Source organism: Streptomyces sp. NBC_00457 (assembly GCF_036014015.1).
Taxonomy (GTDB): domain Bacteria; phylum Actinomycetota; class Actinomycetes; order Streptomycetales; family Streptomycetaceae; genus Streptomyces.
This window is the reverse complement of record NZ_CP107905.1, coordinates 7,884,675-7,906,877: the sequence shown is the minus strand read 5'-3', so window position 1 is coordinate 7,906,877 and position 22,203 is coordinate 7,884,675. Positions and strand designations below refer to the sequence as shown.

At 71.0% G+C, this 22,203-nt stretch carries 17 protein-coding genes; 6 read left to right on the top strand and 11 right to left on the bottom strand.

Annotated elements, in window-relative coordinates; genetic code table 11:
- The 8 genes from ftsW to rsmH form a co-directional block, all read right to left on the bottom strand.
- On the bottom strand, window positions 1-1,353 hold the full coding sequence (gene ftsW, locus OG828_RS36090) for a putative lipid II flippase FtsW (protein WP_210576129.1): 1,353 nt from the start codon (window positions 1,351-1,353) through the stop codon (window positions 1-3).
- An 80-nt stretch (window positions 1,354-1,433) separates the two neighbouring features.
- Window positions 1,434-2,867 (bottom strand): UDP-N-acetylmuramoyl-L-alanine--D-glutamate ligase, encoded by a 1,434-nt coding sequence (gene murD, locus OG828_RS36085; protein ID WP_328503535.1) that lies wholly within the window; start codon window positions 2,865-2,867, stop codon window positions 1,434-1,436.
- The gene (gene mraY / locus OG828_RS36080) at window positions 2,849-3,919 is read right to left on the bottom strand and encodes a phospho-N-acetylmuramoyl-pentapeptide-transferase (RefSeq protein WP_328372479.1); all 1,071 of its coding nucleotides are present in this window, start codon (window positions 3,917-3,919) and stop codon (window positions 2,849-2,851) included. The genes murD and mraY overlap by 19 nt, the downstream gene beginning before the upstream one ends.
- Window positions 3,919-5,325, bottom strand: a complete 1,407-nt coding sequence (locus OG828_RS36075; RefSeq protein ID WP_328366265.1) for a UDP-N-acetylmuramoyl-tripeptide--D-alanyl-D-alanine ligase — start codon at window positions 5,323-5,325, stop codon at window positions 3,919-3,921. Before OG828_RS36075 ends, mraY begins: the two co-directional genes overlap by 1 nt.
- 28 nt (window positions 5,326-5,353) lie before the next feature.
- Complete coding sequence (locus tag OG828_RS36070) at window positions 5,354-6,877, bottom strand: UDP-N-acetylmuramoyl-L-alanyl-D-glutamate--2,6-diaminopimelate ligase (protein ID WP_328503534.1); 1,524 nt, start codon at window positions 6,875-6,877, stop codon at window positions 5,354-5,356.
- A 169-nt stretch (window positions 6,878-7,046) separates the two neighbouring features.
- Window positions 7,047-9,011, bottom strand: a complete 1,965-nt coding sequence (locus OG828_RS36065) for a peptidoglycan D,D-transpeptidase FtsI family protein (RefSeq protein WP_443062461.1) — start codon at window positions 9,009-9,011, stop codon at window positions 7,047-7,049.
- Between the two features lie 5 nt (window positions 9,012-9,016).
- Window positions 9,017-9,562 carry a septum formation initiator family protein gene (locus tag OG828_RS36060; RefSeq protein ID WP_328441119.1) on the bottom strand — a complete coding sequence of 182 codons (546 nt, stop codon included), beginning with the start codon at window positions 9,560-9,562 and terminating at the stop codon, window positions 9,017-9,019.
- Window positions 9,563-9,655: 93 nt separating this feature from the next.
- Window positions 9,656-10,612 (bottom strand): 16S rRNA (cytosine(1402)-N(4))-methyltransferase RsmH, encoded by a 957-nt coding sequence (gene rsmH / locus OG828_RS36055; protein WP_328366257.1) that lies wholly within the window; start codon window positions 10,610-10,612, stop codon window positions 9,656-9,658.
- Window positions 10,613-11,033: 421 nt separating this feature from the next.
- Here rsmH and OG828_RS36050 point away from each other — a divergent pair, with 421 nt between their 5' ends.
- From OG828_RS36050 to OG828_RS36035, 4 genes are all read left to right on the top strand, one after another.
- Window positions 11,034-11,579 carry a beta-class carbonic anhydrase gene (locus OG828_RS36050; RefSeq protein WP_328366255.1) on the top strand — a complete coding sequence of 182 codons (546 nt, stop codon included), beginning with the start codon at window positions 11,034-11,036 and terminating at the stop codon, window positions 11,577-11,579.
- Between the two features lie 257 nt (window positions 11,580-11,836).
- Window positions 11,837-12,871: an AAA family ATPase gene (locus OG828_RS36045; protein ID WP_328366252.1), complete on the top strand. Its 1,035-nt coding sequence runs from the start codon at window positions 11,837-11,839 to the stop codon at window positions 12,869-12,871.
- Entirely contained in the window at window positions 12,871-14,235 is a 1,365-nt protein-coding gene (locus OG828_RS36040; RefSeq protein WP_328366249.1) for a DUF58 domain-containing protein, read from the top strand. The genes OG828_RS36045 and OG828_RS36040 overlap by 1 nt, the downstream gene beginning before the upstream one ends.
- A complete protein-coding gene (locus OG828_RS36035; protein WP_328503533.1) occupies window positions 14,232-16,616 on the top strand; it encodes a transglutaminase TgpA family protein in 2,385 nt (794 codons plus the stop codon). The genes OG828_RS36040 and OG828_RS36035 overlap by 4 nt, the downstream gene beginning before the upstream one ends.
- Window positions 16,617-16,848: 232 nt before the next feature.
- On the opposite strand, the gene OG828_RS36030 is transcribed toward OG828_RS36035, so the two are convergent.
- The 3 genes from OG828_RS36030 to OG828_RS36020 form a co-directional block, all read right to left on the bottom strand.
- Window positions 16,849-17,247: a DUF3040 domain-containing protein gene (locus OG828_RS36030; protein ID WP_210576139.1), complete on the bottom strand. Its 399-nt coding sequence runs from the start codon at window positions 17,245-17,247 to the stop codon at window positions 16,849-16,851.
- Window positions 17,248-17,523: 276 nt separating this feature from the next.
- Window positions 17,524-18,348 carry a methyltransferase gene (locus tag OG828_RS36025; protein ID WP_328441115.1) on the bottom strand — a complete coding sequence of 275 codons (825 nt, stop codon included), beginning with the start codon at window positions 18,346-18,348 and terminating at the stop codon, window positions 17,524-17,526.
- A gap of 289 nt (window positions 18,349-18,637) precedes the next feature.
- On the bottom strand, window positions 18,638-19,207 hold the full coding sequence (locus tag OG828_RS36020; RefSeq protein WP_328503532.1) for an SAV_6107 family HEPN domain-containing protein: 570 nt from the start codon (window positions 19,205-19,207) through the stop codon (window positions 18,638-18,640).
- Between the two features lie 167 nt (window positions 19,208-19,374).
- Here OG828_RS36020 and OG828_RS36015 point away from each other — a divergent pair, with 167 nt between their 5' ends.
- Window positions 19,375-20,100, top strand: coding sequence for an ATP-binding cassette domain-containing protein (locus OG828_RS36015; RefSeq protein WP_328503531.1), 726 nt, complete (start codon window positions 19,375-19,377; stop codon window positions 20,098-20,100).
- Window positions 20,072-22,156, top strand: coding sequence for a YhgE/Pip domain-containing protein (locus OG828_RS36010; protein WP_328503530.1), 2,085 nt, complete (start codon window positions 20,072-20,074; stop codon window positions 22,154-22,156). The genes OG828_RS36015 and OG828_RS36010 overlap by 29 nt, the downstream gene beginning before the upstream one ends.
- The last annotated feature ends 47 nt before the right edge of the window (window positions 22,157-22,203 follow it).

Here is a 22,203-nt window from a genome sequence, read left to right as displayed (position 1 = left end):
TCACCGCTCTCCGGACGAACGCGCCGCTGAGGCACGCCGTCGCATCGTGTTCCATCTGCCCGGCCCCGAAGGGCGTCCCGCGCGCTTTCTACCAAAGCGAGGTTGCCGCATGGAAAGCGCTGCCCGCGCAGCGGGCTCGTCACGCGCGAAGGCGATCAGCAGCCCGATGGCGAACATGGTCGGCAGCAGGGCGGACCCTCCGTAGGAGAACAGCGGGAGAGGGACACCGGCGATCGGCAGCAGACCGAGCACCGCACCGATGTTGATCACCGCCTGAGCGGTGATCCAGGTGGTCACGCCTCCCGCGGCATACCTCACGAACGGGTCCTCCGTGCGTCCGGCCACGCGGATACCCGCATAGCCTAGAGCCGCGAACAGGGCGAGCACCGACAGCGTCCCCGCCAGGCCCAGTTCCTCACCGGTGACGGCGAAGATGAAGTCCGTGTGCGCTTCGGGCAGTTGACCCCATTTTTCCACACTCGCGCCGAGTCCGGAACCGAAGAGTCCGCCGGAGGCGAGCGCGTAGATGCCGTGCACGGCCTGCCAGCAGTCGGCGGTGCCGCTGCCGGGCTCGGTGGCACCGATGCAGGCGAAGCGTGCCATACGGTTCGGGCTGGTCTTGATCAGGATCGCGCCGACGAAGGCCGCCCCCGTCAGCACGCCCACGAACAGCCTGGTGGGCGCCCCGGCCAGCCACAGCAGGCCGAACAGAATCGCCGTCAGGATGATCGCCGTACCCATGTCGCCGCCGAGCATGATCAACCCGAGCAGCATGAACGCCACCGGAACGAGCGGCACCAGCATGTGCTTCCACTGGCTGAGCAGCTTCTTGTCCTGTTTGCGGGCGAGCAGGTCGGCGCCCCACAGCACCAGCGCGAGCTTGCCGAACTCGCTGGGCTGAAGCTGGAAAGGACCGGCGATGGAGATCCAGTTCTGGTTGCCGTTGACCGCCACTCCTATCCCCGGCACCTGCACCAGGGCCATCAGGAAGACGGCGCCCGCCAGTATCGGGTAGGCCAGCGCCCGGTGCAGCTTGACCGGCATCCGCGAGGCGGCGAACAGCAGCCCGGCGCCGAGCAGTGCGGCCAGGGCCTGCTTGCGGAAGAAGTACGACCCCGGCAACGACAGCTGCAGCGCGGTGATCTGGGAGGCCGAGTAGACCATCACAAGGCCGAGCACGGTGATCAGCAGGCTGCCGCCGAGGATCAGGTAGTACGCGGTCAGCGGCCGGTCCCAGGCCTTCTGGGTACGGGTGACCAGCCGAGCGACGGGATTCTCGCCCGGGGTCCGCGCGGCGGCGGGCCGGCGGACGTCCCGCTGCACGGGCGGCCGCCCGGTACGGCTACCGGGCATGGCTGCCTCCGCTGTACGTCGGCCTCGACGGCTCCACGCGTCCCTCCCAAGGTCGCCCGGCAGCCGGCGGCCGGGGTCGGTCAGGCGCCGAGTTCGCGAACGGCGTCCGCGAACGCGTCTCCACGCTTGTTGTAGTTGACGAACATGTCCATGGAGGCACAGGCGGGTGCCAACAGCACCGTGTCTCCGGCAACGGCGAGTCGCCGCGCCTCCTGGACCGCCGCGAGCATCGCCCCAGTGTCGGTCCGGTCGAGGTCGACGACGGGTACCTCGGGCGCGTGTCGCACCAGGGCTTCACGGATCAGCGCACGGTCGGCGCCGATCAGCACCACCGCGCGCAGCCGCTCGGCAGACTTGGCGACCAGCTCGTCGAAGGTCGCGCCCTTCGCCAGACCGCCCGCGATCCAGACGATCGAGTCGTACGCCGCCAACGAGGCCTGGGCCGCGTGTGTGTTGGTCGCCTTGGAGTCGTCGACGTAGGCCACCCCGTCCACGTCGGCGACATGCGCGATGCGGTGGGCGTCCGGGGTGAAGGCACGCAGCCCGTCCCGTACGGCCGCTGCCGGCACGCCGTAGGCGCGCGCGAGGGCGGCGGCGGCAAGGGCGTTGGCGATGTTGTGCGGGGCCGGCGGGTCGACGTCGGAGACCTCGGCGAGTGCCTGGGCGTTCTTCTGCCGGTTCTCGACGAAGGCGCGGTCGACCAGGATGCCGTCCACGACGCCGAGTTGGGAGGGCCCGGGGGTGCCGAGGGTGAAGCCGACGGCCCGGCAGCCCTCCTCGACGTCGGCCTCGCGCACCAGGTCCTCGGTGGCTTTGTCGGCGACGTTGTAGACACAGGCGACGCGATTGCCCTCGTAGATACGGCCTTTGTCGGCGGCGTACGCCTCCATGGAGCCGTGCCAGTCGAGATGGTCGGGGGCGAGGTTGAGGACGGCTGCCGAATGCGCGCGCAGGGAGGGCGCCCAGTGGAGCTGGTAACTGGAGAGTTCGACCGCGAGGACGTCGTACTGCTCCTCGCCGAGCACCGCGTCCAGCAGGGAGACGCCGATGTTGCCGACGGCGGCCGTGCGCAGGCCCGCCGCCTTCAGGATCGAGGCGAGCATCTGGACGGTGGTGGTCTTGCCGTTGGTGCCGGTGACGGCGAGCCAGGGGGCTGCGTCCGGGCCGCGCAGGCGCCAGGCGAGTTCGACATCGCCCCAGATGTCGATGCCCGCTTCATGTGCCGCCACGAACAGCGGCTTGTCCGGCTTCCAGCCGGGTGCGGTGACGATCAGGTCGGTGCCCTCGGGCAGGGTCGCGCCGTCGCCGAGGCGGACGCTGACACCGAGCGCCTCCAACTCCGCGGCCTCGGCACGCGCGCGTGCGTCGTCGCCGTCGTTGACGACGGTGACGTGCGCGCCGAGGCCGTGCAGGACCTTGGCCGCCGGGACGCCGGAGACGCCAAGACCGGCGACGGTGACGTGCTTGCCCTGAAACTCGAAGGGCTCCGAGGAGGTCACTTGTCCGCTGCCCATCCCGCGTAGAAGAGGCCCAGTCCGACGATCACACAGATGCCCTGAATGATCCAGAAGCGGACCACGACGAGCACTTCCGACCAGCCCTTGAGTTCGAAGTGGTGCTGGAGTGGCGCCATTCGGAACACGCGCTTCCCGGTCATGCGGAAGGAGCCGACCTGGATGACCACCGACATCGTGATCAGGACGAACAGGCCGCCGAGGATGGCGATCAGCAGCTCGGTGCGGGAGCAGATCGCCAGGCCCGCGAGGACACCGCCGAGAGCGAGCGAACCGGTGTCACCCATGAAGATCTTGGCGGGCGAGGTGTTCCACCACAGGAAGCCGAGGCAGGCGCCCATCAGCGCGGCGGAGATGACCGCGAGGTCGAGCGGATCGCGCACCTCGTAACAGGCGCCCGGGTTGGTGAGGTCCGTCGCGTTGGCGCACGACTCCTGGAACTGCCACACGCCGATGAAGGTGTAGGCGCCGAAGACGAGCACGGAGGCGCCGGTGGCCAGACCGTCCAGACCGTCGGTGAGGTTCACGCCGTTCGACATCGCGAGGATCATGAACAGCGCCCAGACGACGAACAGCACCGGGCCGATCGTCCAGCCGAAGTCGGTGATGAACGACAGTTTCGTGGACGCCGGGGTGTTGCCGCGGACATCCTCGAACTGCAGCGCCAGCACTGCGAAGGAGATGCCTCCGAGCAACTGGCCGGCCATCTTCGCCTTGGCCCGCAGACCCAGCGAGCGCCGCTTGACGATCTTGATGTAGTCGTCGAGGAAGCCGACCAGACCCATGCCGACCATCAGGCCGAGGACGAGCACACCCGAGTAGGTCACCGAGTAGCCGGTGATCAGCTTGGACAGGAAGTAGGCGGCGACGGTCGCGAAGATGAAGGCGATACCGCCCATCGTCGGCGTACCGCGCTTGCTGGCGTGCTCACGCGGGCCGTCGTCCCGGATGTACTGGCCGTAGCCCTTGCGGGCCAGCAGCTTGATCAGCAGCGGGGTGCCGACCAGGGTCAGAAAGAGGCCAATGACTCCTGAGAACAGGATCTGCTTCATCATCGGGCGGCAACCTCACCCTCGGCACCGGTCCCGACGAGCGCCTGCGCCACGCTCTCGAGCCCGACCGACCGGGACGCCTTCACGAGTACGACGTCTCCCGGGCGCAATTCGCTGCGCAACAGGTCGATCGCCGCCTGTGCGTCGGACACGTGCACCGACTCCTCACCCCACGAACCCTCGTTATATGCGCCCAGTTGCAGCCAGGACGCTTCCCTTCCCCCGACAGCGACGAGCTTGCTGACGTTGAGCCGGACGGCGAGCCGTCCGACCGCGTCGTGCTCGGCGAGAGCCTCGTCCCCGAGCTCGGCCATCTTGCCGAGCACCGCCCAGGTCCGCCGCCCCTTGCCCATGGCCGCGAGCGCGCGCAGGGCGGCTCGCATGGACTCGGGGTTCGCGTTGTAGGCGTCGTTGACGACCGTCACACCGTCCGGGCGCTCGGTGACCTCCATCCGCCAGCGGGAGAGGGAGCCCGCCTCGGAGAGCGCGGTGGCGATCTCTTCCGCGGACATGCCCAGCTCATGGGCGACGGCGGCCGCGGCGAGCGCGTTCGACACGTGGTGCTCACCGTACAGGCGCATGGTCACTTCGCTTGCACCGGAGGGTGTTCGAAGCAGGAAGGCGGGTTGTCCACTGTCCGTGAGTCTCACGTTCTCGGCGCGTACGTCCGCTTCGCCGGACTCTCCGAAAAGGATCACCTTCGCCTTCGTACGGGATGCCATGGCCCGTACGAGCGGATCGTCGGCGTTGAGAATCGCCGCGCCGTCTTCCGGAAGTGCCTCTACGAGTTCGCCCTTGGCCTGCGCGATCTGCTCCCGGCCGCCGAACTCGCCGATGTGGGCGGTGCCGACGTTCAGGACGAGGCCGATCTTCGGGGGCGTCAGATCCGTGAGGTAGCGGATGTGGCCGATGCCGCGGGCACCCATCTCCAGGACGAGGAACTTCGTCTCCTCGGTGGCGCTCAGCGCGGTCAGCGGCAGTCCGATCTCGTTGTTGAACGAGCCGGGTGTCCACACGGTCGGCGCCTTGCGCTGGAGCACCTGGGCGATGAGGTCCTTGGTGCTGGTCTTGCCGGCGGAGCCGGTCAGCGCCACGAGGGTCGTGCCGAGCCGTCGTACGACATGACGCGCGAGCGCGCCGAGGGCTGCCTGGACGTCCTCGACCACGATGGCGGGGACGCCCACGGGGCGGGACGCCAGGACGGCGGCCGCTCCCGCCGCGACGACCCCGTCCGCGAAGTCGTGGCCGTCCACGCGCTCGCCGACGAAGGCGACGAAAAGACTGCCGGGGCCCGCCTCACGGGAGTCCCGGACGACCGGTCCCGTGACCTGGACGGACGGATCCGGTATGTCGTGCGTCTGCCCGCCGACGACTGCTGCGATCTCGGCGAGAGAGAGGGCGATCACAAGTTCATCCCCTGGGTCTTCTGGATTCTCATCCCTGGGTTTTCCGGATTGCTTCGCGAAGCACCTGGCGGTCGTCGAAGGGACGGACCACCCCGGCGATGTCCTGGCCCTGCTCGTGGCCCTTGCCCGCGACCAGCACGGTGTCCCTGGGCTGCGCGCGGGCGACGGCGGCGGCGATCGCGGCGGCCCGGTCCTCGAAGACCTGGACCTCGCCGCGCTCGTATGCCGGCACGGACGCCGCGCCCTGAAGCATGGTGGCGAGGATCGCGAGGGGGTCCTCGCCGCGGGGGTTGTCGGAGGTCAGTACGGCGGTGTCGGCGAGCCGGGCCGCGGCGGCGCCCATCGGTTCGCGCTTGGTCTTGTCGCGGTCGCCGCCGCAGCCGAGCACGATGTGCAGCTTGCCCTCGGTGACCTTGCGCAGGGCCCGGAGCACCGATTCGACGGCGTCGGTCTTGTGTGCGTAGTCCACGACCGCGAGATACGGCTGACCGGCGTCCACCCGCTCAAGCCGGCCCGGCACGCCCGGCACAGCGGCGATGCCGTCGGCGGCGGCCTGCGGGTCGAGGCCCGCGGTGGCCAGGGCGACGATCGCGGCGAGGGTGTTGGCGACGTTGAAGGGGCCCGCCAGCGGGGACTTGGCGGCGATCCGCTCGCCCTTGGGGCCGATCGCGGTGAACGCCGAGTCCATGGGCCCCACCTGGACGTCCTCCGCGCGCCAGTCGGCGTCGGGATGGCCCTCGGCGGAGAAGGTGACGACCGGGACGGCGGACTCCTTGGCGAGCCTGCGGCCGTACTCGTCGTCGAGGTTGACGACGCCGAGTTTGCTGCGTTGCGGCGTGAAGAGCTGTGCCTTGGCCCGGAAGTAGTCCTCCATGTCGGAGTGGAACTCCATGTGTTCCGGGCTGAGGTTGGTGAAGACGGCGATGTCGAAGACGCAGCCGTCGACGCGGCCGAGGACCAGCGCGTGGCTGGAGACCTCCATGGCGACGGCCTCGACGCCGCGTTCGCGCATGACGGCGAACAGGGCCTGGAGGTCGGTGGCTTCGGGGGTGGTGCGCTCGGACTTGATGCGCTCCTCGCCGATGCGCATCTCGACCGTGCCGATGAGCCCGGTGGACCTGACCGTCTTCAGGCCGCCCTCGACGAGGTAGGCGGTCGTGGTCTTGCCCGAGGTGCCGGTGATGCCGATCTGGAGCAGGTCCCGGCCGGGGTGGCCGTAGATCGTGGCCGCCAGCTCGCCCATCCGTCCGCGCGGGTCGTCGACGACCAGGACCGGGAGCCCGGTGGCCGCGGCGCGTTCGGCGCCGGTCGGGTCGGTCAGCACGGCGACGGCGCCGAGGCCGGCGGCCTGCGTGACGAAGTCGGCGCCGTGCAGCCGGGCGCCCGGGAGGGCGGCGTACAGGTCGCCGGGGCGGACGGCGCGCGAGTCATGGGTGATACCCGTGACCTCGGCTGCGACTTCCGGCCGCGCGGCACCACCCAGCTGATCGGCGAGCTCCGCGAGGGGTGTGGCGGAGACCTGAACCGGCCTGGGCGGCCCCGGATATGTCACGGGTGCGCCCTTCTGAGTGGTTTGGGACTGATCAGCGTGTGGCACGGCGGTGAGCGTACCCGGCGCACCCGCTTCGGGGCGAAGTGAGGGCGCGCCCGCGCCCTGGTTCCCGGGATCGGGAGTGATCGTTGTCACGAGGGGGTTCCTGGTGGCTCGGTGCTGATCAGGGTCAGTATTCGACCGGCAGATTGGCGGGCTTGGCCCCGGTCGGCGGGACCTGAAGGGTCTTCAGCGCGAACTCCATGACCTTCTTGTAGACGGGTCCGCAGATCTGGCCGCCGAAGTAGCTTCCCGCGGTGGCGTTCTGGATGGCGCAGTAGACGGTGATACGGGGCTTGTCGGCCGGCGCGAATCCGGCGAACGACGAGGTGTAGCCGTGGTACTTGCCGGTGGCCGGATCCACGCGGTTGGCGGTGCCCGTCTTGCCCGCGACGCGGTAGCCGGGAATCCGCGCCTTGGTGCCGGTGCCGTCCCGGTCGTCCACGACGGACTCCAGCATCTGGGCGAGGGTCTTGGCCGTCTTCTCGCTGACGACCCTGGTCTTCTCGGGTTTCGCGGCGGGAGTGAAGCGGCCGTCGGCGCCCGTGGTGCCGCGGACGAGCGAGGGTTCCACGCGTACGCCGCCGTTGGCGATCGTCGAGTAGACGGATGCCGCCTGCATCGCGTTGAGGGACACGCCCTGGCCGAAAGGAATCGTGTACTGCTGCGAGGTCGACCACTGGCCGGGCGGCGCGAGGATGCCCTTGGTCTCGCCGGGGATGCCGAGCCCGCTGTAGCTGCCGAGGCCGAACTTGCGCAGATAGGAGTACAGGATCCGGTTGGACTCGGCCTGGGTCTTGCCGAGCTGGCCGGTCGCCAGGATGGTGCCGATGTTGCTGGACTTGGCGAGCACGCCGTTCAGCGTCAGGTACCAGGTCTCGTGGTCGATGTCGTCCTTGAACAGCCGGTCACCGCGGTGCAGCCGGTTGGGCACGACGACATGCGTCAGCGGGGTGGCGACATTCTCCTCGAGGACGGCGGCCATCGACATGACCTTGGCGGTGGAGCCCGGCTCGTACGCGTCCTCCAGGGCCCAGTTGTGCAGGGACTCCGCGTCGGCCTGGGAGAGGTCGTTGGGGTCGAAGCCGGGCGAGTTGGCCATGGCGAGGATCTCGCCGGTCTTGGTGTCCTGCACTATCACGTAGCCGCGGTCCGCCTCGGACTCACGCACCTGCTCGGTGATCGCGTTCTGTGCGGCCCACTGGATGTCGCGGTCGATGGTCAGCTCGACGTCGCTGCCGGGCACGGCGGGCGTCTCGGTCGAGGCGACTGTGGGCACCTGGCGGCCACCGGACTGGGCGTAGCGGATCTTGCCGTCCTTGCCGGCCAGCTCCGAGTTCAGCTGCCGTTCGACACCGCCGCCGCCCTTGCCGTCGGCGTTGACCCAGCCCAGTATCCCGGCGGCCAGCTCGCTGTTCGGGTAGACCCGCTTGCTGGTGGGTTCCGCGAGCACGCCCGCGAGGACGTTGACCGTGCTCTTGTCGGACTCGGCCTTGGTGGCCAGCGTGCTCTTGAGGTCCTTGATCTGCTGCCAGACCTGCGGTGTCTGCCGCCGCGCCAGCAGTGCGTAGCGGAGCTCCTTGTTCTCCGGCCTGAGCTTCTTGACCAGGCCGTCCTGGTCCACGCCGAGGATCGGCGCGAGGAGCGCGGCGGCCTGCTCGGGCCCGTCGTCGATCTTCAGTTGCTCACGGCTGAACAGCGTGGGGTCGGCCGTGATGTCGTACGCGTCCTCGCTGGTGGCGAGCGCGACGCCGTTGCGGTCGGTGATCTCGCCGCGTTCGGCGGACAGGGTGCGGCCGACGTACCGGTTCTGCCCGGCCTTGGCGGCCAGGGTGTCGGCGTCGACGGCCTGGACCTGGAGCAGTCGTACGACGAACGCGAGCAGTACGAGGGTCAGCGCGAGGCTGACCATGCGCAGCCGGGGGCGGGGGCTGCCCAGCCGGATGACGCCGGGACGGTTGGAGCGGGCGGCGGCCGGGTTCGGGCGGCGGGCCGGGCGGGCGCCGGGGCCGGGGCGCCGCTGGCCGCTGCCGCGGGGGCGGTCGGGCCGGGCCGGGCCGGGCACGCGGCGGCGCGGCGGTTCCCTGTCGGACACTTCCGTCACCTGCCGAAATTCGTGGTCGGGGTGGGGGCCGGTGCTGCGGGCGCGGCGGGCGTCGGGAGCGCCGCGGCGTCCAGGGGGGCGGGGGTCGGGATCGTGGCCGGGCCTGCCGCCGGGTCGGCCGGCAGTGCCTCGGGGGCGAGGACGAGGGGGGCGTACGCGTCGCTCACGACGCCCTCGGCGGGTGAGGGGACGCCCTTCACGGTGCCGTCGGGGTCGAGGAAGGCGGGGTCGCCGCCGGGGATCATGCCGAGCTCGCGGGCCCGGCGCTGGAGGGCGTCGGGGGCCGAATAGGCGTCGATGTCCCGCTGCAGGGCCTGTTCCTCGTCGGTGAGGCTCTGGGTCTCCTTCTGCAGGTCGTCGAGTCTGAACGCCCCTTCGCTGAGCGCCGAGTTCAGCACCAGGAGTCCGATGAGACCGCCGCCGAGGAGGAGGACGACCAGGAGGACGAAGGGGGTGCGGGCGGCCTGGTTGCGGCCTCCGGCTCCTGGGATGAGGCGTGCGAGACGGGCCGCACGCCCCCTCAGTTGGGGTTTCCTATTCACTCGCCCCTCCCCTGAGTCCGGTTCCCCAACCGACTCACCCACCTGCGAGTCCGGTTTTCCAACCCACTCACGCCCGTCATGCCCCTCACGCCCCTACTCAACGTCTTCCCTGACGCGCTGGGCTCCGCGCAGTCGCGCCGGTGCCGCTCGCCGGTTCTCGGCGATCTCGTCCTCGGTGGGAAGTTCGGCACCGCGGGTGAGCAGCTTGAGCCGCGGCTGGTAGCGCTCGGGGACGACCGGCAGTCCGGGGGGCGCGGTGGTGGCGGCGCCGGCCGCGAACACCTGCTTGACCAGCCGGTCCTCCAGCGAGTGGTACGACAGCACGGCGATCCGTCCGCCCACGTCGAGCACCTTCACGGCGGCCGGGATCGCCCGCTCCAGGACGGAGAGTTCCCCGTTGACCTCGATACGCAGGGCCTGGAAGGTGCGCTTGGCCGGGTTGCCGCCGGTGCGCTTGGCGGCCTGCGGCAGCGCGTCCCGGATCAGCTCCACGAGCCGGGCGCTGTTGCTGAACGGCTCCTTCTCGCGCTCCCGCACGATCGCGGAGACGATCCGCTTGGCCTGCTTCTCCTCGCCGTACATCCGCAGGATCCGGACGAGGTCACCCGCCGGGTAGGTGTTGAGGACCTCGGCGGCGCTGATGCCGGTCGTCTGGTCCATGCGCATGTCCAGCGGCGCGTCCTGGGCGTAGGCGAAGCCGCGGTCGGCCTCGTCGAGCTGCATGGAGGAGACGCCGAGGTCGAAGAGGACGCCCTGCACGCGCGCGATGCCGAGCCGTTCCAGTACGTCCGGCAGCTCGTCGTACACGGCGTGCACCAGGGTGGCCCGCTCGCCGAAGGGGGCGAGCCGCTCGCCGGACAGGCGCAGGGCCTCCTTGTCCCGGTCGAGGGCGACGAGCCGCGCCTCGGGGAACTGCCTGAGCAGGGCTTCGCTGTGGCCGCCGAGGCCGAGCGTGCAGTCGACGACCACCGCTCCGGGGGCCTGGAGGGCGGGGGCCAACAGGTCCAGGCACCGCTGGAGCATCACCGGGACGTGTCGACTCTGGCTCAAGGGGCCCTCTCAGATCCGGCGGGCCCGTACGCACCGCCGGGTCCCCGCCCGCTCGAGAAGGGGAAGGCCTGCCGGCGCCGGAAGCGTCAGCCGACCGGGAGCGGGAGGAGGCCGAGCCGTACGTACGCGCCGCGCACGCGAGGAGATCTCCGGAACATCACCGGGGTCTCCGGGGAATTCAGTCCAGCAGGGAGAGCCTCGCCTCCCGCTTCGCGTCACTTTAGTCCACGCTGTCTCGCGGTCAATCAACCGGCCTGCGCGTCGCGGCTCGGGGCGCGCAGGAAGCGGCCGGGCGCGGAAAACCACTCGTCCGGGCGATCTCCGGTCACGCTTGTGGGTTACCTCACAACAAGGTTCATTGATGTTCTTTGTCCTCTCTCACAGCGGGCCCGGAACGGACGTGACCAGTACCGTCATGGGTATGACGACCTCCGCATCAGTTCCCGCTGGACCCGAAGGCGCCATATCGAGTGGCACCGTCACCGATCGCCTCGTAGAGGCCAACGCGCGGTACGCCGCCGCGTTCACCGACCCGGGTATGGACGCCCGTCCCGTGCTGCGAGTCGCCGTGGTGGCCTGTATGGACGCCCGCCTCGACCTGCACGACGCGCTCGGCCTCGACCTGGGCGACTGCCACACCATCCGCAACGCGGGCGGCGTGGTCACCGACGACGTGATCCGCTCCCTGACCATCAGCCAGCGCGCGCTCGGCACGCGCAGCGTCGTTCTCATCCACCACACCGGCTGCGGCCTGGAGACCCTCACCGAGGAGTTCCGGCACGACCTGGAGATGGAGGTCGGCCAGCGGCCCGCCTGGGCGGTGGAGGCCTTCCGGGACGTCGACCAGGACGTACGGCAGTCGATGCAGCGCGTGCGCACCTCGCCGTTCCTGCTGCACACCGACGACATCCGGGGCTTCGTATTCGACGTGAAGACGGGCCGGCTGCGTGAGATCGACCCCGCGTAACCGGCCGCGGCGCCCGCTCAACCGCCGCCAAAGCTGTCGTTTCGCTGTTGATTTCAAGTTCTGCGGTGCCCAAATGGTCATAGGACCGGCAAATCGCGGCCAGTTGTCCACAGTCGAGTGACACGAAACGGTAACGGCAGCAAGAATGCGGGTGTGGCGTCACGCGGAACTATTCACGCGTGGTGTCCGTGTTCCAGGGGTGGGCCGGTCCGCAGCACAGCGCGACGGCCCGGACAGAACGGGCCGAGGAGGGCCGGGTGACGACCTATGACGATCGAGCGAGCCTCACTGATCTGACCGCCACTGTGGAGCGTGTCCGCAGTTCGGTGGAAGGAGTGATCGAGGGCAAGCCCGAGGTCGTACGGCTTTCGCTGACCGTGCTGCTCGCCGAGGGGCATCTTCTGATCGAAGATGTTCCAGGTGTGGGCAAGACAATGCTGGCCAAGGCGTTGGCGCGGTCCATCGACTGTTCGGTGCGGCGTATTCAGTTCACGCCCGACCTGCTGCCCTCGGACATCACAGGTGTGTCCATCTGGGATCAGCAGCGCCGTGACTTCGAGTTCAAGCCCGGCGCGATCTTCGCGCAGATCGTGATCGGCGACGAGATCAACCGCGCCTCGCCGAAGACGCAGTCCGCGCTGCTGGAGTCCATGGAGGAGCGCCAGGTAACCATCGACGGGCAGACCTACGAGCTGCCGAGCCCCTTCATGGTGGTGGCCACGCAGAACCCGGTCGAGATGGAGGGCACCTACCCGCTGCCGGAGGCCCAACGGGACCGCTTCATGGCCCGTGTCTCCATCGGCTACCCGAGCGCGGACGCCGAGCTGCAGATGCTGGACGTGCACGGCGGGGTGAACCCCCTGGACGACCTCCAGCCGGTGGCCCATGCGCACGAGATCGTGAAGCTGGTCGAGGCCGTGCGCGAGGTGCACGTAGCCGAAACGGTCCGGCGGTACGCCGTCGAGCTGGTCGCCGCCACGCGCAACCACCCCGACCTCAGACTCGGCGCCTCCCCGCGCGCGACGCTGCACCTGCTGCGCGCGGCGAAGGCGTCGGCCGCCCTCAGCGGCCGGGAGTACGCGCTGCCGGACGACATCCAGGCGCTCGCGGTGGCCGTCCTGGCCCACCGGCTGCTCCCCACCGCCCAGGCCCAGCTGAACCGCCGTACGGCGGAGCAGGTCGTGCAGGAGATCCTGCAGCGCACCCCGGTTCCCGCGGCGCCCCAGCAGCCCGGCATCGGCCTGGCCCACGGCGCGACCGCGTACGGCCAGCAGCCGCCGCGGAGGCTGTGATGACCACCGGTGGCACTCCGCACGCGACGGAGGACGACCGGGGCGAGCAGGGCGGTGTGCGCACGGCGCTGGCGGGGCTGAGCACGCGGGGACGCTCCTTCCTGGCCGCCGGAGTGGCGGCGGCGATCTGCGCGTACGTCCTCGGGCAGAGCGATCTGCTGCGGGTCGGCCTGCTGCTGGCCGCGCTGCCCCTGGTCTGCGCGACCGTGCTCTACCGCACCCGCTACCGGGTCGCCGGCAGCCGCCGGCTCTCCCCCGCGCGCGTGCCCGCCGGCAGCGAGGCCCGGGTCCATCTGCGGATGGACAACGTCTCGCGGCTGCCCACTGGCCTGCTGATGCTCCAGGACCGGGTGCCGTACGTCCTCGGCCCGCGCCCCCGGTTCGTCCTGGACCGGGTGGAGGCGGGCGGCCGGCGCGAAGTGTCCTACCGCGTCCGCTCCGACCTGCGTGGCCGCTACCCGCTCGGGCCCCTGCAACTGCGCCTGACCGACCCGTTCGGCATGTGCGAACTGACCCGGTCCTTCTCGACGTACGACACCCTGACCGTCATCCCGCGCGTGGAACCGCTGCCGCCGGTGCGGCTCACCGGTGAGGCGAAGGGGTACGGCGACGGGCGGCAGCGCTCGCTGGCGCTGGCCGGCGAGGACGACGTGATACCGCGCGGCTATCGCTACGGCGACGATCTGCGCCGGGTGCACTGGCGACTGACCGCGCGCTACGGCGAGTTGATGGTGCGCCGCGAGGAGCAGCCGCAGCGCTCCCGGTGCACGGTGCTGCTCGACACCCGGGGCCTCGCCTATCAGGGCGCGGGCCCCGACTCGGCCTTCGAGTGGGCGGTGTCCGGTGCCGCGTCCGTGCTGGTGCACATGCTCGAACGGGGCTTCTCGGCGCGGCTGTTGACGGACACCGGCACCTCGGTGCCCGGTGAGGGCGCCGAGGGGTTCGCGGGCGCGAGCCAGGAGTCGGCGGACGCGGCCGGGCTGATGATGGACACCCTCGCGGTGGTCGACCACTCCGACGGCGCGGGTCTGTCGCGCGCATACGACGTGCTGCGCGGCGGCAACGAAGGGCTGCTGGTGGCCTTCCTCGGCGATCTCGACGAGGAGCAGGCCGCGGTCGCCGCGAAGATGCGCCAGCGCAGCGGAGGCGCGGTCGCCTTCGTGCTGGACAGTGACACGTGGGTGCGGGAACCGACCGATGTCCCCGGGCCGTTGGACGGTAGCGAGGAGCGGCTGCGGATGCTGCGTGAGGCCGGCTGGACAGCGGTGAGCGTGCCGCGGGGCGCTTCGCTGAACGAGCTGTGGCGTCGGGCGGACCGCGAGCGCACCGGTCTGGCCGCCGCCGGCGGGGAGGGACGGTCATGAGCGGACGGGCACGACTGGCGCTGTGCGCCTGGGCGGCCACGCTGATGTCGGCGTGCGCCCTGCTGCCGCTGGTCGACCCGGCGACCTGGCTGCTGCAGGCGGCCTTCCTGCTGGCGATCCAGACAGGGGTGGGCGCGGCGACCCGGCGAGTGCCACTGGCCCGGCCGCTGACCGTGGCCGTGCAGGTGCTGGTCACGCTGATGCTGCTGACCCTCGCCTTCGTCCGGGAGCAGGCCCTCGTCGGCCTGATCCCCGGGCCGGACGCCTTCCAGCAGTTCGGCGTGCTGCTGCAGCAGGGCGCGGACGACATCAACCGCTACTCGATCCCGGCACCGCTGAACCCCGGCATCCGGCTGATGCTGGTCGGCGGCGTCCTGATCATCGGGCTGGCCGTGGACGTCCTCGCGGTGACGTTCCGCGCCGCGGCCCCGGCCGGACTGCCGCTGCTCGCGCTGTACTCGGTCGCCGCGGGGCTGTCCGACGGCGGCGCCGACTGGCTGTGGTTCTTGCTCGCCGCCGCGGGCTACCTGACGCTGCTCCTCGCCGAGGGACGTGACCGGCTCTCCCAGTGGGGCCGGGTCTTCGGCGGAGCCCCGCGCAGCCCTGGCATGGAGTCCGGGGGCGCGGTGGCGCCGATCCGCACCGGCAGACGTATCGGCGTGGTCGCGCTCGGCCTCGCCCTGGTGGTGCCGCTGGCCCTGCCCGCGATGAACGGCGGCCTGCTGGACGGCGCCGGGACGGGCGTGGGCTCCGGCAACGGAGGCGGTGGCACGATCTCCGCGGTCAACCCGCTGGTCTCCCTGCGCGACAGTCTGAACGTGGACGAGGACCGCCAGGTCCTGTCCCTGCGTACCGTCCCGGAGGACGCCTCGGACCTGTATCTGCGGATCGTGTCCCTGGACGACTTCGACGGCACGACGTGGAAGCCGTCCCGGCGCGATATCGGCCCCGTGCCCGACGAGTTCCCGACACCGCCGGGCCTCGATCCCGATGTCCGGCGCTCGGTGGTCCAGAGCCGCATCACGGCGGCCGACTGGTACGCCCAGGACTGGCTGCCGATGCCGTACCCGCCGAGCGGCGTCGACATCGACGGCACCTGGCGGTACGAACCCGTGGGCATGACCCTGGTCGGCGACCGCGGCCAGAGCACCCGCGGCCAGACGTACGAGGTGACGAGCCTCGACGTGCAGCCGACGGCGGAACAGCTGGCCTCGGCCCCGGAGGCCGAACCGCCTCTGAAGCGCGAGTACACCCAGCTGCCCGAGTCGCTGCCCGCGGTGGTGTCCGAGACCGCCCGCGAGGTCACCGAGGGTTCGGACAACCACTACGAGCAGGCGGTCAAGCTGCAGGAGTACTTCTCGCTGACCGGCGGCTTCCAGTACGACACCCAGGTCCAGGTCGGCAGCGGCTCCGCGGCGATCGCCCGCTTCCTCAAGGACAAGCAGGGCTTCTGCGTCCACTTCTCCTTCTCGATGGCGGCGATGGCCCGCAGCCTGGGCATACCCGCCCGGGTGGCGGTGGGCTTCGCGCCCGGTTCACAGCAGGCGGACGGTTCGGTGTCGGTGTCGCTGAGGGACGCGCACGCCTGGCCCGAGCTGTACTTCGAGGGCGTGGGCTGGACCCGCTTCGAGCCGACGCCGACGCGGGGTACGACGCCGGAGTACACGCAGCCGGACGCCCCCGGCAGCACGCTTCCGGACGTGTCACAGCCGACCCAGTCCACGAGCGCCGCGCCGTCCACGTCGACCTCGGCGAGCGAGTCCTGCACGCCGGAGCAGAAGAAGCTGCAGGCCTGCCCGAGCGAGTCCCAGGCGGCGGCACTGACCAGTGGCGACGACGGCCCGAGATGGTACGTCGTCCTGGCCTGGATCCTCGGCGGGCTCGCGGCGGTGGCGATCCCGTTGGCACCGATGCTGTGGCGGCTGCGCATCCGGTCCGTACGGCTGGGGGCGCACGGCCGCAGCGAGGCCGGCACGGCGCTGCACACCCTGTCGGTCTGGCAGGAACTGACGGACACCGCCTGGGACTTCGGCATCTCGCCGGAAGAGTCGCAGACTCCGCGCAAGGCGGCGGCCCGTATCGTCCGGCTCGGTCAGCTCGATCCCACAGCCGCGGCCTCGGTGCACCGGGTGGCGGACGCGGTGGAGCAGGTGCTCTACGCCCCGCACCCGCGCCCGACGGCGGGCCTCGCGGACGATGTCCGCCGGGTGATCGGCACCCTGCGGAGCACGGTCGGCCGCGGCACCAAGCTGCGCACGCTGTTCGTTCCGCGGTCGGCCGTACGGGTGGTGTGGGCGGCGTCGGCCTGGTGGTCCGGCCTCACGGCACGCGTGGCGGCCGCACGGCCGACCCTGCGCAAACCGTCGGGGCAGCAGAGCTGAGCGCTTGGGCCTGTCCGGCGCCGGGCTGATCCGCCGGACAGGCCCTGAGCCGCGCCCGGTCGCGGAACCTGGCTGAATCCACTCCCTCGGGCCCCGCCCTCCGAAGTCTCAGCGCCTCGGAAGGCGGGGCCCCGCCGCGTGGCGGAGCGCGGCCGGAGGGCATGCGTGAGGGGGTGACCACCCGATGGTGGTCACCCCCTCACGCCATGCTCAAAAGAGTCAGGGCGTGGAGCTAATGGCCGCCGCCCTGTTCATCCCGGCGGCGCTGCCAACGCTGTTCGATACGGTCCATCATGGAGCGCCGCTGCCGTCCCTGACGGCTCGCGGGCTGGGCACCCGCGGCGGGCTGCTCACCCGGCTTGGGAGCCTTGCGCCAGCCGGTCACGGCGAGTACCGCACAACCCAGCATGACGAGGAAGCCCACCACGCTGAGCCAGACCTGCTTGGCGACCATTCCTGCCATGAGGAGCGCGATACCTACGAGGAAGCCCGCGACCGCCTGGTAGACCCGTCGCCGGGTATACGTGCGCAGCCCGCTTCCCTCAAGCGCTGTCGCGAACTTGGGATCTTCGGCGTACAGCGCTCGCTCCATCTGCTCGAGCATTCGCTGCTCGTGCTCCGAGAGCGGCACGGAGTCCTCCTCATCGTGCAGTCGCCGGGGCGACCCGGGGGGTCCCTTCAGGATAGGCAGGGAATCGCCCCCGTGAAACCCGCCCCTCTACGCCAATTGGCAACCGGAATCCGCCATGGACGTCCCGGCCCACTGAGACTTCCATTCCCCAGGAGCCGACCCGTCATGCCGGGCGGTCTCCCTCGATCATACGGCGCAGAGCGCCCGATCGGGGGGCCTGTGGCGTACTCCATGTGCAGCCAAGTCCCTGATCAGCGCCTCACCACGGGAGATGGCTCAGGCCTCGAGCGCACCCCGGGTCTCACCGAGCACATGAAGCTGCGTGGCCACGGAGTGGAACGCCGGGAGCTCGGCGGCGGCCGCCTCCAGCCTGAGCAGCGCGTCCAGGGCACCGGGCTCGGTGTCCACGAGCGCGCCGGGGACGAGGTCGGCGAAGACGCGTACGCCGTGCACGGCGCCCACGCTCAGGCCCGCGGCCTCGACCAGATCGGTGAGCTGGTTCACAGTGAAGCGGCGCGGCATGGGGTCGCCGGCGCCCCAGCGGCCGTCGGGGTCGTCGAGGGCCTGTCGGGCTTCCTTGAAGTGCCCGGCGAGCGCCCGCGCGAGCACGGCGCCGCCGAGGCCGGCGGCGAGCAGGCTCAGGACGCCGTCGGGGCGCAGGGCGGCCACGGCGTTGCGGACGCCCTCGGCCGGGTCGTCCACGTACTCCAGGACTCCGTGGCACAGCACGACGTCGTAGCCGCCCCGCTCGACCACGTCGAAGAGGCCGTGGACGTCGCCCTGGACGCCCTGCACACGGTCGGCGACGCCGGCTTCGGCGGCGCGGCGCTCCAGGGCGAACAGCGCGTTCGGGCTGGGGTCGACGACGGTGACACGGTGGCCGAGGCGTGCCACGGGCACCGCGAAATTGCCGCTGCCGCCGCCGGTGTCGAGGACGTCCAGCACCTGACGGCCCGTGGCCTTCACCCGGCGGTCAAGGGCGTCCTGGAGGACCTCCCAGACCACCGCGGTACGGAGCGAGCCACGGGGGCGAGAGGGGTCGGAGCGCAGCGGCGTCGATTCGGGGCGGTGGGAGACGGGCGGGCGCATCGGGTCCGACACGGCAGTTGACTCCTCGGCGCGGCACCGCCTCACGCGGCGGAGCGAACGGGCTGCCTCCCCGGTCCCGGCAACGGGCGAAGGAAGGCGTCAGGCGCCCTCCACCCTATTGCCTCCGGCACCGCACCTGGTCACTTCGGTGCGCGGCATCGCGTCGCGCTGAGCGCCAGGCTCCGGGGCTCCGGGGCACGCCATGCTGTTCCCGCGCCGTGCGGTTTCCGCGCTGTGCTGTGTCCCGCCCGGGCAGAATCCCGTCTGCTCAACTCTGGCCCGCCCGGACAGGAGCCCCCTGTCAGCCCGCGTCCGGCATGTCCCGTGACTCGGCGCGCGCTTCCTCCTCCGGCTGGTCTCCGTCCTGGCGTGGCTGTGGGAGGACCGGCTGGAGGACCAGCATCCGCTCGACCAGGCGGAGGAACATCCCCACGTCGCGTATCAGGTCGTCGGCGTCGCGGCGGGTGGCCGCGCCCTGGATGCCTGCCTCGGCCCGGGCACGGCGCCGGGCTCCGGAGGCGAACAGGGCGCTCCATTCGGTGAGCTCGGGCGCGATTTCGGGGAGCACTTCCCATGCGCTCCTGATGCGGGCCCGGCGTCGCGAGGTGGGCTCCGGGCGCCCACGGGCGGCGAGCACGGCTGCGGCGGTGCGCAGCGCCGCGAGGTGGGCGGTCGCATAGCGCTCGTTCGGCGTTTCCAGAACGGCGGCCTCGTCCAGTCCGGCACGGGCCTGGGCGAGCAGGTCGAGGGCGGCGGGCGGGGCCGTGGCCCGGCGCAGTACGGGGTGCACGTCGCTCGCCGGGCCGGTCAGTGAGGGGGCAGGGCCGGAGGCGCGGCGCCGGCGGGCGGCTGCTGCGTGATAGCTGGCCATGACGAACCTCCTGTCGTCTGTGGTCGGCACGCTATGAGGTGCCGTATGTGCCCATCGTGAGGTATGGCACTGACAATCCGTTCTGACCTGGGCTTTTGCTTCGATCGACAGTTCGGGCTAACTTTTGCACTGACCAGTCAGTTCAATTACCGAAGTTGGGGGGAGCCATGGGCGGACTCGCTGTCATGGCCCGGGACTTCGGCCTCGAGGGGCCCCGCGGCTGGGCTTTCCGCGGGGTCTCCTTCGAGGCGGAGCCCGGCTCGCTCGTCGCGGTCGAGGGACCGTCCGGGTCCGGGCGCACCTGCCTGCTGCTCGCACTCACCGGACGGATGAAGGCCACGGAAGGGGTGGCCGGGGTCGGCGAGTTGGGGCTGCCGAAGCGGATGGCGGCGGTACGCCGGGTCAGCGCGCTGGCGCACGTCCCCGGTGTCACCGACCTCGACCCGGCCCTGACCGTCGGGGAGCACCTGCGCGAACGGGCGCTGCTGCAGCGCCGGTTCGGTGACTCGCTGCGTGCTCTGACCCAACCCCGGGCGGCTCGGATCGCCGAGGCCCGGCTGCGGATCGACGCCGCCCTGGCCGCCGTAGGACTGGACCGGGAGGCCCTGCCCAAGGGCGCCCGGACGGCCGTACGCGATCTGGACCGGCTGGAGGCGCTGCGGCTGTCCCTGGCCCTTGCCCTCATCGGGCGCCCGCGGCTGCTCGGCGTCGACGACGTCGATCTCAAGCTGTCGGACGCCGAGCGGGAGGAAGTCTGGGGGCTGCTGCGGTCCCTCGCCGCGTCGGGGACGACGGTGGTGGCGGTGTGCAGTCAGGCCCCGGAAGACGTGCTCATGGTGACCACACGCGAGGAGGGGGAAGCCGATGCGCTCGCCACGACTGGCCGCGCTTGAACTGCGGCGGTTCGGCAGGGGGAAGTTGCCGCGCGCGGCGCTGGTCGCGCTCCTGCTGCTGCCGCTGCTGTACGGCGCGCTGTACCTGTGGTCGTTCTGGGATCCGTACGGCCGTCTGGACCGGATCCCGGTGGCGCTCGTGAACGACGACAAGGGGGCGACGGCCGACGGCAAGAAGCTCACCGCGGGCGAGGACATCACGGAGGGGCTGCGCGACAGCAAGGTCTTCGACTGGCGCGAGGTGAGTGCCGACGAGGCCCGGGCGGGGGTCGAGGACGGCACGTACTACCTGTCGTTGACCATGCCCGCCGACTTCAGTGCCCGTATCGCCTCCAGTGCGGGCGAGTCGCCCGAGACGGGCGCGCTTCAAGTGCGCACGAACGACGCGAACAACTACATCGTCGGGCAGATCTCGCGGACGGTGTTCGGCGAGGTGCGCCAGGCCGCGTCCACGAAGGCGTCGCGGTCCTTCCTCGACAAGATCTTCATCTCGTTCTCCGACATCCACGGGCAGACAGTCAAGGCGGCGAACGGGGCCGACAAACTCAAGGGCGGCATCGGCAAGGCGGAGAAGGGCTCCAAGGACCTCGCGGCGGGTCTGAAGGACGCCAAGGACGGCAGCGGCAAGCTCTCCAAGGGCCTCACGAAACTCACCAAGGGCGCGGGCGACCTGGAGGACGGCTCGCAGCAGGTCGCGGCGGGCACGCAGACACTCGCCGACAAGGTCAACGGGGTCGACGCCAAGATCGGGCCCTTCCTGAAGGGCAACGAGAAGACCATCGGTGACACCGCCCGGCTGGTCGCCGACTCGTCCGGCGTGATCCGCAACCACCTCGGCGCCCTGGTGAAGGCCGCGCCGGTCGCCTCCAAGGGTGCCCACGCGGGCGCCGAGACGCTGGACGACATCCACAAGAGGCGCTGCGAGGACGCCGTGCTGCCCGACGCCGCCTGCGCCGACCTGAAGAAGGCCGAGCAGGCCGCGACCGACGTGGCGAAGATCGCCGACGACCTCAACACGCTGATCGCCGACCAGGACGGCGACCTGAAGAAGCTCGACAAGAACCTCGCCACGCTCCAGAAGCAGGCCCAGGCACTCGCCGACCGCGCACCGCACCTCTCCGAGGATCTCGACGACGCCGTCACCAAGATCAACGATCTCAACAAGGGCGCCGCTAAGGTCGCCGCGGGTGCCAAGAAGCTGCACTCGGGGCTCGGGACCTCCAAGACCGGCGCGACCGATCTGGACGAGGGCGTCGGGGAGCTCAGGACCGGCGCGGACGACCTCAGCGGCGGCATGTACAAGCTCGTCGACGGCTCGGGGAAGCTCGCGGGCGGGCTGCACGACGGCGCCGAGCAGATCCCCGACTACGGCACGCGGGACCGCGACCGGCGCACCCAGGTGATGGCGGACCCGGTCCGGCTCGTCTCCGAGGACCTGCACAAGGCGCCCAACTACGGCACCGGTTTCGCCCCGTACTTCATCCCGCTGTCCCTGTGGGTGGGCGCGATGGTGGCCTACATGCTGATCACGCCGATGAACCGGCGTGCGCTCGCCGCCGGTGCCTCGGACTGGCGGATCGCGCTGGCCGGCTGGCTGCCGGTGGTGGCGATCGGGGTGCTCCAGACCGTCGCCCTGGTCGCGGTGCTGCACTGGGCGGTCGGACTGGAGATGGCGCGGGCGGCCGGGACGGTGGGCTTCCTGTTCCTGGTGGCGGCCTGCTTCGCGGCGATCGTGCAGTGGCTGAACGCCCGCTTCGGAGCGGCGGGCCGGATTCTCGTCCTCGCGTTCCTGATGCTCCAGTTGACGTCCGCGGGCGGCACGTACCCCGTGCAGACCAGTCCGGGCTTCTTCAACGCGATCCACCCGTTCCTGCCGATGAGTTACGTCGTCGAGGCCCTCAGGAGGCTCATCACGGGCGGCGGACTGGAACCGGTGTGGCACGCGTGCGTGGTGCTCACCGCCTTCACCGCGGGCGCCCTCGCCCTGACCGCCCTGTCGGCCCGCCGCCGCCAGGTGTGGACGCTGGACCGGCTGCACCCGGAGCTGACCCTGTGAGCCCCGCGGTGAGGCCTCCGGTGACTCCGTCAGGGCCGGCTCCTGTG

Bases quoted from the DNA above. Each gene is read 5' to 3' on its own strand.
- ftsW (WP_210576129.1), bottom strand. From the start codon at position 1,353: ATGCCCGGTAGCCGTACCGGGCGGCCGCCCGTGCAGCGGGACGTCCGC.
- murD (WP_328503535.1), bottom strand. From the start codon at position 2,867: ATGGGCAGCGGACAAGTGACCTCCTCGGAGCCCTTCGAGTTTCAGGGC.
- mraY (WP_328372479.1), bottom strand. From the start codon at position 3,919: ATGAAGCAGATCCTGTTCTCAGGAGTCATTGGCCTCTTTCTGACCCTG.
- OG828_RS36050 (WP_328366255.1), top strand. From the start codon at position 11,034: ATGACGACCTCCGCATCAGTTCCCGCTGGACCCGAAGGCGCCATATCG.
- OG828_RS36040 (WP_328366249.1), top strand. From the start codon at position 12,871: ATGACCACCGGTGGCACTCCGCACGCGACGGAGGACGACCGGGGCGAG.
- OG828_RS36035 (WP_328503533.1), top strand. From the start codon at position 14,232: ATGAGCGGACGGGCACGACTGGCGCTGTGCGCCTGGGCGGCCACGCTG.
- OG828_RS36020 (WP_328503532.1), bottom strand. From the start codon at position 19,207: ATGGCCAGCTATCACGCAGCAGCCGCCCGCCGGCGCCGCGCCTCCGGC.
- OG828_RS36015 (WP_328503531.1), top strand. From the start codon at position 19,375: ATGGGCGGACTCGCTGTCATGGCCCGGGACTTCGGCCTCGAGGGGCCC.
- OG828_RS36010 (WP_328503530.1), top strand. From the start codon at position 20,072: ATGCGCTCGCCACGACTGGCCGCGCTTGAACTGCGGCGGTTCGGCAGG.